Source organism: Pseudoalteromonas sp. QJM3NY_12 (genome assembly GCF_056173165.1).
This window is the reverse complement of the sequence record NZ_CM149661.1, coordinates 2,357,374-2,370,206: the sequence shown is the minus strand read 5'-3', so window position 1 is coordinate 2,370,206 and position 12,833 is coordinate 2,357,374. Positions and strand designations below refer to the sequence as shown.

7 protein-coding genes are annotated in these 12,833 nt (G+C 42.1%); 5 read left to right on the top strand and 2 right to left on the bottom strand.

Annotated elements, in window-relative coordinates; genetic code table 11:
• The first annotated feature begins 130 nt into the window (after window positions 1–130).
• Complete coding sequence (locus AC0VZ5_RS11095; protein WP_475472846.1) at window positions 131–889, top strand: sulfite exporter TauE/SafE family protein; 759 nt, start codon at window positions 131–133, stop codon at window positions 887–889.
• On the opposite strand, the gene AC0VZ5_RS11090 is transcribed toward AC0VZ5_RS11095, so the two are convergent.
• Together AC0VZ5_RS11090 and mnmC are read right to left on the bottom strand one after the other, a co-directional pair.
• Window positions 882–1,517, bottom strand: coding sequence for an NAD(P)-binding oxidoreductase (locus AC0VZ5_RS11090; protein ID WP_475472844.1), 636 nt, complete (start codon window positions 1,515–1,517; stop codon window positions 882–884). The two genes, AC0VZ5_RS11095 and AC0VZ5_RS11090, sit on opposite strands and share 8 nt — an antisense overlap.
• 289 nt (window positions 1,518–1,806) lie before the next feature.
• Window positions 1,807–3,816, bottom strand: coding sequence for a bifunctional tRNA (5-methylaminomethyl-2-thiouridine)(34)-methyltransferase MnmC2/FAD-dependent 5-carboxymethylaminomethyl-2-thiouridine(34) oxidoreductase MnmC1 (gene mnmC, locus AC0VZ5_RS11085; protein ID WP_475472842.1), 2,010 nt, complete (start codon window positions 3,814–3,816; stop codon window positions 1,807–1,809).
• Between the two features lie 178 nt (window positions 3,817–3,994).
• Between mnmC and fabB the strand changes: the two genes are divergently transcribed.
• The 4 genes from fabB to AC0VZ5_RS11065 all read left to right on the top strand — a co-directional run bounded on the left by fabB (window position 3,995) and on the right by AC0VZ5_RS11065 (window position 12,749).
• The gene (gene fabB / locus AC0VZ5_RS11080) at window positions 3,995–5,206 is read left to right on the top strand and encodes a beta-ketoacyl-ACP synthase I (protein ID WP_138608223.1); all 1,212 of its coding nucleotides are present in this window, start codon (window positions 3,995–3,997) and stop codon (window positions 5,204–5,206) included.
• A 108-nt stretch (window positions 5,207–5,314) separates the two neighbouring features.
• Window positions 5,315–6,436, top strand: coding sequence for a 4-phosphoerythronate dehydrogenase (locus AC0VZ5_RS11075; RefSeq protein ID WP_178956374.1), 1,122 nt, complete (start codon window positions 5,315–5,317; stop codon window positions 6,434–6,436).
• 45 nt (window positions 6,437–6,481) lie between these two features.
• Window positions 6,482–7,498 (top strand): aspartate-semialdehyde dehydrogenase, encoded by a 1,017-nt coding sequence (locus tag AC0VZ5_RS11070; protein WP_010388045.1) that lies wholly within the window; start codon window positions 6,482–6,484, stop codon window positions 7,496–7,498.
• A gap of 349 nt (window positions 7,499–7,847) precedes the next feature.
• Entirely contained in the window at window positions 7,848–12,749 is a 4,902-nt protein-coding gene (locus AC0VZ5_RS11065; RefSeq protein WP_475472838.1) for a FimV/HubP family polar landmark protein, read from the top strand.
• Window positions 12,750–12,833: the final 84 nt, after the last annotated feature.

The window sequence follows — 12,833 nt, the reverse complement described above, 5'->3', positions numbered from 1 at the left end:
GAACCCCGAACCCCGAACCCCGAACCCCGAACCCCGAACCCCGAACACCGAACCCCATACCACTAAAAGACTAGTCGCTTACTTGCCTATTTTTTGTATTATGAGTCAATGATTAACAGCGGGCATAGATATGGATATTTTTACAGCTGAACACATTTCCCCTTTAATTTCGCTTTTACTCATTTTACTGGCGGGGTTTACTTCGTTTGTATCGGCGGCTTTTGGTGCGGGCGGCGGGTTAATGCTGTTAGTGGTAATGGCGTCGGTTATGCCTATGGCGGTGGTAGTGCCTGTTCATGGTTTAGTGCAGTTAGGCTCTAATACCAATCGGTTGTTGTTAAGCATTACCCATCTTGATAAGCCGATGTTGTTGTATTTTACTCTGGGTGGGTTAATTGGCGCGGGGCTATCAAGCCAAGTAGTAAGCGATATTAACCTTGATAGCATGAAGTTGTTTGTGGCTTTATTTGTGATTTATTTACTGTGGGGAACAATCCCTGAATTTAATAAAGACTCACGATTAGGGCGGTTAATAGCGGGTGTAATTACGGCATTTATTTCTACTTTTGTGGGAGCAAGTGGGCCTCTGGTAGCGAGTTACTTACATATTAATCATTACGATAAGCTTAAATTTACCGCGACTTTTTCAAGTATTATGACCTTGCAGCATAGTTTAAAAGCCGTTGTTTATGCGGGGCTTGGCTTTAGCTTTTGGCAATGGTTGCCGTTAACACTGGCGATGATTTTAAGCGGAGCTATTGGCACTTGGTTAGGGATTAGATTACTTAAGCGGTTATCGGTAGCGCGTTTTAGGGTTATTTTTAAAGTGATTTTAACCCTGCTTGCCATGCAGCTTGCATGGCAAGGGATGAATGTAATGCTTATTTAATAGCGGCTTTTATTGGTTTGTCGCCATCAAATAACTCAAAAATACGATTGCTATTAAATGAGTTTGAAGCAACGTGAAGCAATGCGTTGGCTACATTTTCGCGGCTAATTTTAGCCTTTGACTGATCGCTAGGACGTTCAGTTGTAACTTCCAAAGAGGCACTGTCGTCGGTTAATGTTCCTGGGCGGACAATTGTGTAATTGAGTCCACTGTGAATTAAATGCTCATCAGCCATATGTTTTGCTACTAGATAGGGCTTTAAGTCACTATCTATTGCATCTGGATCGTCTGCGCCAATAGAGCTGACCATAATAAAGTGTTTTACACCGTGCTCTTTAGAATAAGTTGCCGCTTTTGTCGCTGCCCACAAATCAATAAGTACGGTTTTATCTGTGCCTGTACTTCCACCTGAACCTGCCGCAAAGATAACTTGGTCGCAGCCATTAATGGCATTTGAAAAGTCACCTTCTAAATCCTGTTCAACAATACTTAAAAATGGGCTATCTAAATCATGCAGTTTGCTTTTGTCTCTTACAAGTGCAACAACATTTTGCTCATTTTCTAAAAGTAGTTTGGTAGCCATTTTACCAATTTGACCACTTGCGCCAATAATTAAAGTCTTACTCATAATTAATTCCTTCTCAATATAGTGTAAAGATTGTTCGTACAAACAGACCTTGGGGTAGGGAATTATTTTTAAAGGGTAAATGGGATATAAATGAGCTAATTTAAATAAACATATTAGTTAAAAAGTCATTACTTAACTGAGTATTAAAATTAGCTGCTTTAAAGGTGTTTTTTAGAACTTTTAGTCGATCCTTATAATTACTTCGGTTACATAGTTACGGTGGTATAAGCTAATACGTACATTGCGTTCTTGATAATTACAATAAAGGGTTTTGTAGGTATTATTACCTCTAAATTTTATTGCGAATAAGGTCACGAACAATAAAACGTCCTGGGTGAATTGCTTGGCTCACACGCTCGCTTAGTGGGCGAGGTTCATTGTTTAAACTACTAATTAAGTGCTCGGCAGATAACGGTGCACTGCATAATGCTCGCGCGCCAAAGCCGGTAAACATATGTAGGCCCTGTTGTGGTTTTTCTAATGGCTGATATTGATAGCGCTTGCCCAAACGTAAATTAGCAAATGCACGTGTATAATCAGTTTGCTCCACCCATTCACCGGCCATTGGTAAGTGGTCAATAAAACTACAGCGAACAGCGGCTTTGGCTGAGCTAATATCGCCTAAGCTAGTGGCAAATTCAGTGTTGTTATAAAAACTCAGTAATTGCTCGCGGTTAGTGTGGTTGTCTTGCTCGGTCACTTCACGGCTTTTGCTATTTTTTTCAAAGGTGGCGCCCATACAATGATGATCTAAATAAGCGGGAGTGAAATAGCCTTTGTGACACAGCACAGTATTAAGTTTACGTGATTGCTCGCTTGCCTGAACATGTGACACTTGGCCGCGAACGCCAACAATGGGAAGTGTTTTGGTTTGCGTAAATGCATCACTGTGCTCACCAGTACAAATAATCACATCGCTAAAGGGGCCAAATGTTTGCTTTTGCGTGGTTAAGTACCAACCATCGGGTTGTTTATTAAATTGCTCAATATGGCAGTTAAATAGGCTTTCAAACGCATTTAATTGCTGTGCGGCATCTAACATTGCACAGACTAGCTGCGGGGGATTAACCCAGCCGCCTTGTTCAAAAAACACCCCTGAGTAACCTGTTTTAACCCCAGCGATAGCATCACCCTCATCAGCAGTCACATTTCGCATAAGCTGCTCTGGCCACAGTTGTTTATCAGCGAGGTTTTGATGGCGATCTGCCAATGGCTGTTTTACTGCATGTTGCAGCACACCACACCACTGGTGATCAAACAAAAAGCCATTGTTGAGTAATTGATTATAAAGCCGCTTTGCATATAAAAAACTGTGGGCAAATAATTCACTATGTGGCGAGTTTTTTGCTTGTAAATGCGGATACACAGCCCCTTGCACATTGTGCGATGCCCCCATTGCGGGTTTTTCATCTTGGCAAAATAAGTGGCTTTTTATCCCACGCTTTGCGAGGCTATAAAGGATGCAACTGCTCGCTATACCACCGCCAATAATAGCCACACTTGAAAGCGGTGAGAGGTGATGCTCAAAATAGGCGGGGGCTGATTGTTTTGGGTTGGCTTGAGCAAGTGTGCCAATTAGCATCTCACGCTTTCGGCCAAAACCTTTGGCTTTTTGCATGCTAAAGCCTGCCTCGTTTAGTCCTCTGCGCACAAAGCCCGCAGCGGTAAACGTGGCTAATGTGGCATTGCTTCTAGAAATATCAACCATGGCGTTAAATACACTTTGCTGCCACATGTCGGGGTTTTTACTTGGCGCAAAGCCATCTAAAAACCACGCATCAACCAGTCCACTTTGTGGGTAGCTCATGCTATTAATACATTCCAGTACGTCGCCAAAATAGAGGTCGAGGATTACACGGCCATTGGCAAATTCTAGTCGATGGCAGCCATTTAAATTAATCGGGTAGAGGGCAACGAGCTGCTTGCTTAAATGGCTTAAACTAGGCCAAGCTTGCAAGGCTTGTTTTAAATCATTTACGCTAAGTGGATATTTTTCAAAAGAAATAAAATGTAATCGCTGTACTGTATTTGGCTGTTCATTTTGAACTTGTAAGCACTGTAAGTGGTCAGAAAACTGCAGCCATGCATTTAAAAAGTTAAGCCCAGTACCAAAACCGGTTTCGGCAATAACAAAGTGTTCACGGTCATGATTTTGTAACCGTGTATCTATACTGTTTTGTTGATAAAACACATAATGCGATTCAGCAAGGCCGTCGTCATTAGAAAAATAAACATCGTCAAAGTCATTGGCAACTGGTGTGCCTAAGTCGTTAAAGTGTATATGGGCGTTTTTTATCATGACCAATTCAATTTATAGATAATTTTTTAATTATTTTACGTGTTTTCTTTGAAATAGTCTGGCGTTATTTATAAGCTGTAGCTTCAGAGTACAAGTGTACGCTAGAAAGCTGACCACTTAGATGATTAAATTCGCGTAAAATAGAACACAATTAAGTATTAAGCTAAGGGAATTACCCATGAGAAGAGCCGTAATAACAGGCATCGGTGTTGTATCAAGCATCGGCAATAATAAACAAGAAGTATTAGAGTCACTTAGAGCTGGTAAAAGTGGTATTGCTTTTAATCAAGAATTTGCTGATTACAAATTGCGTAGCAATGTATCAGGTAAAATTGATATTGATGTTAAAGAGCATGTTGATCGTAAAGCAATGCGCTTTATGGGCGATGCGGCGGCTTACTCTTATATTTCAATGGCGCAAGCGATTGAAGATGCGGGTCTTAGCGACGAGCAAGTATCAAACGAGCGTACTGGTTTATTAGTTGGCTCTGGCGGTGGTTCATCAAAATGGCAAGTAGAAGCGGCTGATATTCTACGTGAAAAAGGCGTTAAGCGCGTTGGCCCCTACATGGTGCCACGTACTATGGCAAGTACCACCTCTGCATGTTTAGCAACGCCGTTTAAAATTAAAGGTGTTAACTATTCAATTAGTTCTGCGTGTGCGACTTCTGCGCATTGTATTGGCCACGCGGTGGAACAAATTCAATTAGGCAAGCAAGACGTTATTTTTGCAGGCGGCGGTGAAGAGCTTCACTGGACGTTAGCAATGGAATTTGACGCTATGGGCGCGCTTTCGACTAAATACAACGACACACCTGAAAAAGCATCACGTACTTATGACGCAAACCGCGATGGTTTTGTAATTTCAGCCGGTGGCGGTATTGTGGTAGTTGAAGAACTTGAACATGCACTTGCTCGTGGCGCGCATATTTACGCTGAAATTACCGGTTACGGCGCAACCTCTGACGGATACGACATGGTTGCCCCATCGGGCGAGGGTGCAGCACGTTGTATGCGTCAAGCTATGCAAAACGTTGACAGCATTGATTACCTAAATACCCACGGTACATCAACACCGGTAGGTGATGTTAAAGAGCTTGGCGCTATTCAAGAAGTATTTGGTGGTAATTCGCCAATGATCAGTGCCACTAAAGCAATGACAGGCCATGCACTAGGTGCTGCTGGTGTACACGAAGCTATCTTTTCATTATTAATGCTTGAGCACGGTTTTGTTGCGCCATCTATCAATATTGATGAGTTAGATGAACAAGCGGCAGGCTTGAATATTGTAACTGAAGCAAAAGACGTTGAACTAAACACGGTTATGTCTAACAGCTTTGGTTTTGGCGGTACTAATGCCACGCTAGTAATGAGCAAATACAAAGGTTAAGTTAACCGTTACCTATTTTAAAGCCGAGCAAAATGCTCGGCTTTTTCGTTTGTGCTAATAGGGGGTTGTTCGTTACAATAGCGCCTCATTTCGCCAAACGGACTCACAATGAAAATTCTTGCCGATCAAAATATGCCTTTAGTTGAGCAATTCTTTAAAGATATGGGTGAGGTTGAACGATTTGATGGCAGGCAATTAACTCCTGAACAACTTATCGATGTTGATGTACTGCTTACCCGCTCAGTTACTCAAGTTAACAGTGACCTATTAGCACAGGCGAATAAGTTAAGCTTTGTAGGTACCGCTACGATTGGTGTTGATCATATTGATACCGATTTACTCAACGCAAAAAATATTGATTTTACCAGTGCGCCTGGCTGTAATGCCATAGCCGTAGCTGAGTATGTAATAAGTAGCTTATTTGCATTAAGTCAAGAAAATGCCAGCCCGTTAAGCGGTAAAACAATCGGTATTGTGGGTGTAGGTAATATTGGCAGTTGCCTCGCGCAAAAATTAAAAGCGCTTAACGTTAATTTACTCTTGTGCGACCCAATTAAGCATGAGCAAGGGCTATTAACCGAGCATGTTGAGTTAGATGAGCTATTAGCGCAGTCAGATATTGTCACTTTTCATGTGCCGTTGGTTAAAACGGGTAAACATAAAACCCTACACATGCTTGATAAAACACGCTTAACTAAACTTAAATCTGGGCTGACTTTAATCAACGCCAGCCGAGGTGATGTAATTGATAACCAAGCCTTGCTTGAAGTAATGCAAGCCGGAGCAGAGCTCGATTTAGTGCTGGATGTTTGGGAAAATGAACCTAACATTTTAACTGAATTACTTGAGCACGTGCGCTATGCCAGTGTTCACATTGCAGGGCATACCCTTGAGGGTAAAGCGCGAGGTACGCAAATGTTGTACCAGCGCTTATGTGAGCTAAAAGGGGTTAACGCAATAAAATCGCTTGATGATTTTTTACCGCCTCCTGCGATTAAAAAAGTCACCCTAGAAAGCAGTTTTAGCGAAACAGATATAGCCCGTTTAGTGCATTTAGTTTATGACGTACGCCGTGATGATGGCATTTTACTACGTCACTTGGCCGATGAAGGCTTTGACAGCTTACGAAAAAACTACCCAACCCGCCGTGAATTTAGCACTGTGATGGTTGAAGGTGATAGCACCGAGCTTGCCGTACTTGCCCAGCTTGGCTTTACCACAGCAAACTAATTTAATTAGCGCGGTTGTTTTAACCGTGCTTACAGAGGATGAAATATGTCGCAAAAATATAACGTTGCCGTACTCGGCGCTACTGGCCTTGTTGGTCGTCAAATCATTGAAACTTTGGAAGATCGTAAATTTCCGGTCGATCAGCTGTTTTTATTAGCAAGCAGCCGAAGTGCCGGCGAAGATATAAAGTTTCGTGGTGAGAGCATAGAAGTACGCGATGTTGAAGGCTTTGACTTTAGCCAAGCGCATATCGGCTTATTTTCTGCTGGTGGCAGTGTGTCTGAAAAGTATGCCCCGATTGCTGCAGACGCAGGCTGTATTGTTATTGATAATACCTCACATTTTAGAAATGACTTTGAAGTACCGCTAATTGTGCCAGAAGTGAATGCAGCGAGTTTAGCTGATTTTAGAAACCGTAATATAATCGCTAATCCTAATTGCTCAACTATTCAAATGATGCTTGCGCTTAAACCTATTTATGATGCCTACGGTATTGATCGTATTAACGTTTCAACCTACCAAGCAGTGTCGGGCGCAGGCAAAGAAGCGGTTGATGAACTAGCAAAACAAACAGCTAACTTAATGAATGCACGCCCAATGGAAAACGACATTTTTCCTAAGCAAATTGCGTTTAATGTTATTCCGCAAATCGATAGCTTTGAAGACAATGGCTATACACGCGAAGAAATGAAAATGGTAAACGAAACGCATAAAATTTTAGGCGATACGACCATTGCAGTAAACCCGACTTGTGTTCGTGTACCGGTGTTTTTCGGTCATTCTGAGTCAATTAATATAGAAACGCGTATGCCTTATGACTTTGAGCATGTGAAGCAATTATTGAGCGATGCACCGGGTGTTGAGCTAATTGATGATGCGGGTGATTACCCAACGGCTGTTTCAGATGCCAGTGGTAACGACACTGTTTACATTGGCCGTTTACGTGCCGATATTTCACACCCACATGGATTAAATATGTGGGTAGTAAGTGATAACACCCGTAAAGGGGCTGCAACCAACAGTGTGCAAATAGCAGAAGAGCTCATTGCTAATTACATGTAATTAGCCTGAAGATAGTGATAATCCAATAAACGGCAAACCTAAGTGGTTTGCCGTTTTTTTGTGCTTTAATTGCCATTTTTTTGCCACTTACAAACAGCTGCGGTGTAAACACTTTGATAAACAACATAAAATTATTTTTATCTAGATGTTTAAGGTATTTATTTTCAATGCGTTGCGATGGATATTATGGCTTAACTGGTTTATAGTTTGTAACTGGAATAGAGCTTGCAATAAAAATAGATTGTAATAAAAATGTGCGTTAGCCTCGTGGTTAACAACGGCAAGAATAATCAATGTTTAAGCGCCAATTGAAAGCGCTGTGTTAACATTTAAACATTAAAGGATCAGCATGCGCGGTTTCGTTTCACTTATTATATTAGCGTCTGCACTGATGGTAACGACTGTTTACTCTCAAGACAGTACCCAATTAAGAGGGCCCAAAGGCGCAGATTACGGCGCACAGGGGCGTTCTATTGGGCCAATAAAACCAACCGATACACTTTGGCGCATTGCCGTTAAGGTTCGTCCTGATAATTCAGTTAGCATTTACCAAGTTATGCAGGCCTTGTATAACAAAAACCCCAACTCATTTTTAGAACAAAATTTAAATCATATGCGAAGCGGTTCTTACTTAAAGATACCTACTTTGGCAGAAATTAGACGAGTAAACCCGCAATTAGCTAAGCAACGCTCTGAGCAAGATGATGACCTGTGGGAAAAAAAGAAAAATGGTACGCTTACTCAAGCAGAAATTAACTCAGCACAAACACAAGTAACGCAAGCTCGCAAAGCAGACGTTGATGAAGCCAAAAAAGAATTACAACAAGAATTAAAAGCCATAAAAACAGACCAAGGTAATAAATTAGTTGAGCTTCAGCAGCAGTTTAAAAGCTCTGTAGGTAACGTAGAAGAGATTTTAGTTGAAAACAACAATCTTAAAAAACAGCTTACAGGTATTTCAAACGAGTTAGAAAACGTTCGCTTACAGCTTGGTCAAGACAGTGAAATACAGCAACAGTTAAAAGAATTAATCCTTAAGCAAAATGAGATTATTGCGCAGCAAAAGTTAAAAGAGGTAGAGCAAGAGAGTGAATTTAGCTTTGCCGCATTACTTTCGAATCCTTTGGTGCTGATTTTATTAATGACCATTCCGGCTTTATTGATTATTTTTGCCGTTGTTATGTGGTTGCGCAAGCGCAGTAATAATCAAGAGCCTGAAAGTGATGATGATGAGTTTATTCCTCAAGCTCCAGCGTTTACTGATCCAATAAATGAAGAGCCAGAGCCCATTCTTGATGAAGAAGCACCAGCTCCCGATCCGCTTGATGATATAAGCGTGCAATTAGACGACAACATGGATGACGTGTTACTCGATGATGATGTGGCATTTAACGATGATCTCGATGATGACAGTCTACTAGATCAAGATGAGTTAGAAAGCTTACTCAATGATGATGTTGTTTTTGAAGACGAAAATACTGAAGACGATGAACTTGATGTTTTCATGCAACAGGACTTTGACAGTTCCGATGGCGATGATACAGGTGATGCTATCAACCTTGATGAGTCAGATGACATTTTAAGTTCGGATGACTTAGATAGCTTGTTTGACGAAGAAGATGATGATGCTCTTCCAGATGAACCTAAAGGTGAATCGAATGATGATATGGCAGCACTTAGTGAAGAACTTGCTGAAGAGGGCGAAGACTTTAACATTGACGACTTGCTTGATGAGAATAATGAACAAGCAGATGATGTAACAACACAAGCTGATGATGACGAGTTTGATATAGACAGTTTACTCGATGCTGAGCAACCAGCAGCTCAAAGCGAAGAGCCTGATATCGATAGTTTAGCTGAAGAAGACGACGAGTTTGATATTGACGACCTGCTTGATGCTGAGCAACCGGACGCTGAGGCTCAAGGCGAAGAGCCTGATATCGACAGTTTAGGAGAAGAAGGCGACGAGTTTGATATTGACGACCTACTTGATGCTGAGCAACCGGACGCTGAGGCTCAAAGCGAAGAGCCTGATATCGACAGTTTAGTAGAAGAAGGCGACGAGTTTGATATTGACGACTTACTCGATGCCGAGCAACCGGCTACTGAAACTCAAAGCGAAGAGCCAGACATCGACACTCTAGTTGATGAAGACGATGAAGTTGATATTGACGACTTGCTCGATGCTGAGCAACTAACTACTGAAGCTCAAACTGAAGAGCCAGATATCGACAGCTTAGTTGATGAAGACGACGAAGTTGACATTGATGAATTGCTCGATGCTGAGCAACCAACTACTGAAACTCAAAGCGAAGAGCCAGATATCGACAGCTTAGTTGATGAAGACGATGAAGTTGATATTGATGAATTGCTCGATACTGAGCAACCAATTACTGAAGCTCAAACTAAAGAGCCAGACATCGACAGCTTAATTGATGAAGACGAAGTAGATATTGACGATGTACTAGATACTGAACAACCTGAAAGTGATGTTCATGATTCTGAAATAGATCATGCATTGGCGGACTCAATTGAAGATTTAACTGACGCGCAAGAAGAGTTAAATAGTGAAGATGTAGAATCTATCGCTTCATCTTTTGCTGAGCCAGAGGTTGCAGCTGAGACAGAAATTGCAGCTGAGACAGAAATTGCAGCAGAGCCTGAACTTGAAGCAGAGCCTGAACTTGAAGCAGAGCCTGAACTTGAAGCAGAGCCTGAACTTGAAGCAGAGCCTGAACTTGAAGCAGAGCCTGAACTTGAAGCAGAGCCTGAGCTTGAAGCAGAGCCTGAACTTGAAGCAGAGCCTGAGCTTGAAGCAAAGCCTGAGCTTGAAGCAGAGCCTGAACTTGAAGCAGAGCCTGAGCTTGAATCAGAGCCTGAAATTGAAGCAGAGCCTGAGCTTGAAGTAGAGCCTGAACTTGAAGTAGAGCCTGAACTTGAATCAGAGCCTGAGCTTGAAGTAGAGCCTGAACTTGAAGCAGAGCCTGAACTTGAATCAGAGCCTGAGCTTGAAGCAGAGCCTGAGCTTGAAGCAGAGCCTGAGCTTGAATCAGAGCCTGAAATTGAAGCAGAGCCTAAGCTTGAAGTAGAGCCTGAGCTTGAAGTAGAGCCTGAGCTTGAATCAGAGCCTGAACTTGAATCAGAGCCTGAGCTTGAAGTAGAGCCTGAACTTGAAGTAGAGCCTGAACTTGAAGTAGAGCCTGAGCTTGAAGCAGAGCCTGAGCTTGAAGCAGAGCCTGAGCTTGAATCAGAGCCTGAGCTTGAAGAAGAGCCAGAACTTGAAGCAGAGTCTAATGTCGGATCAGAAGATGATTTTACCGATACGTCTTCTAATTTACTCGATCCAGAAGACGCGCTTGATGAGTACAACAATGAAAACCTTGATAGCGTTGATGATTTACTGAGTGAGTTAGAACAAACAAGTGATGATTATGTAGAAGCACCTGATTGGTCAGTCGATGGCTTAGACGAGCAACCTGAACTTGAACTTGAAGTCGAGCCTGAGCTTGAAGCCGAACTTGAGCTTGAAGCAGAACCTGAACTTGAAGTCGAGCCTGAGCTTGAAGCCGAACCTGAGCTTGAAGCCGAGCCTGAGCTTGAAGCAGAACCTGAGCTTGAAGCAGAGCCTGAACTTGAAGCAGAGCCTGAGCTTGAAGTAGAACCAGAGCTTGAAGTAGAACCTGAGCTTGAAGTAGAACCTGAGCTTGAAGCCGAACCTGAGCTTGAAGCAGAACCTGAACTTGAAGTCGAGCCTGAGCTTGAAGCAGAGCCTGAGCTTGAATCAGAGCCTGAAATTGAAGCAGAGCCTGAACTTGAAGCAGAGCCTGAGCTTGAAGTAGAACCAGAGCTTGAAGTAGAACCAGAGCTTGAAGTAGAACCAGAGCTTGAAGCAGAGCCAGAGCTTGAAGCAGAGCCTGAGCTTGAAGTAGAGCCTGAACTTGGAGTAGAGCCTGAACTGGAAGCAGAGCTTGATGTTGGATCAGAAGATGATTTTACCGATACTTCTTCTACTTTACTCGACCCAGAAGATGCACTTGACGAATACTATGATGAAAACTTCAAAAGTGTTGATGATCTTTTAAGTGAGCTTGAGCAAGTAAGCGATGAAAATGAACAAGTACCTGATTGGTCAATGGATGACTTAGACGATGATCTCGATGAAGAAGAAATTGATTTAGGCGATGACCCGCTTGCAGGCGATATCCAAAGCAACGATTTATCGTCAGAAGACGATGAGCTATATGAGCCTGAAATAATCACCCCAAGTGAAGAACTTGAGGAGTATCCTGAGTTAGAGCTGAATGATGAACTGCCTTTATCTGATGAGGAACAACAATCTTTAACACCACAAGAGCTACAAGGTGATAATTTAGATGGTGATGCTACAGGCATGTCACCCAGTCAAGCAGAGCAAGATCTTGCTAATGCTCTATCAGCAGGTAACGATCTCGATAGTTTAGAAGATGACTTTGATGATGAGCTGTTACTTGATAATGAGTTTTCAGAGTTAGATATAGAGCAAGCTCTAGATAATGATGCTTCAGAGTCTGTAGACTTGACTGAACAAGCTGACGATGAGCAGGCTGTTAGCACAAACGATGATTTTGATGATGATCAACTTGATGCGTTAACAGAGTCAGCTGAATTTACCGATCAGCAAACAAATGCTGATCGTGAAGCTGATTTAACGCAAACGTCAGTACCGTCAGAGTCAGAAATGATTTCAGATGATGAGCTTGACGATGAGTTTATGGCTGATTTAACACAAACAGATTTTGATTCATTACTGAATGAGTTGGCTGAACCTGATGATGTTGATTTAAGCGACAGCAGTGAATTCGATGTTGATTTTAATAGCTTACTTAACGAAGATTTAGCTGATGATAAAGCACCATCGTTGCAAGAGCCCATTGAGCAACCTGAGGTTACTGAGCCATTAGATCAAGATGACTTTGTTGATATTGATGCATTACTAGAGCAAAGTGATGATGCGGATATAGATCACGAACCTTACACCGACGTCGATATGGATGTTGGTTTGGGTGACTATGATTCATTACTTGCTGGTGATAACCCTATGGATGTTGATACTCAAAGTGGTGGTTACTCGGCAAAGCTTGATCTTGCTCACGCATATATAGAGATAGATGATGCTGACTCGGCAGTTAAAATCTTAGATGAGATTATTAATAATGGCCCAGACGATGTGCAAGAAGAAGCACAAAATCTAAAAGCTAAGCTGAAAAACTAACAATAGCTAATCCTGAAAAGGATATCTGAGCTGTAAAACCCGTTATTGGTTAACACTAATAACGGGTTTTTTGTATCGCATAGT

Bases quoted from the DNA above. Each gene is read 5' to 3' on its own strand.
- AC0VZ5_RS11070 (WP_010388045.1), top strand. From the start codon at position 6,482: ATGTCGCAAAAATATAACGTTGCCGTACTCGGCGCTACTGGCCTTGTT.
- AC0VZ5_RS11090 (WP_475472844.1), bottom strand. From the start codon at position 1,517: ATGAGTAAGACTTTAATTATTGGCGCAAGTGGTCAAATTGGTAAAATG.
- AC0VZ5_RS11075 (WP_178956374.1), top strand. From the start codon at position 5,315: ATGAAAATTCTTGCCGATCAAAATATGCCTTTAGTTGAGCAATTCTTT.
- fabB (WP_138608223.1), top strand. From the start codon at position 3,995: ATGAGAAGAGCCGTAATAACAGGCATCGGTGTTGTATCAAGCATCGGC.
- AC0VZ5_RS11095 (WP_475472846.1), top strand. From the start codon at position 131: ATGGATATTTTTACAGCTGAACACATTTCCCCTTTAATTTCGCTTTTA.
- mnmC (WP_475472842.1), bottom strand. From the start codon at position 3,816: ATGATAAAAAACGCCCATATACACTTTAACGACTTAGGCACACCAGTT.
- AC0VZ5_RS11065 (WP_475472838.1), top strand. From the start codon at position 7,848: ATGCGCGGTTTCGTTTCACTTATTATATTAGCGTCTGCACTGATGGTA.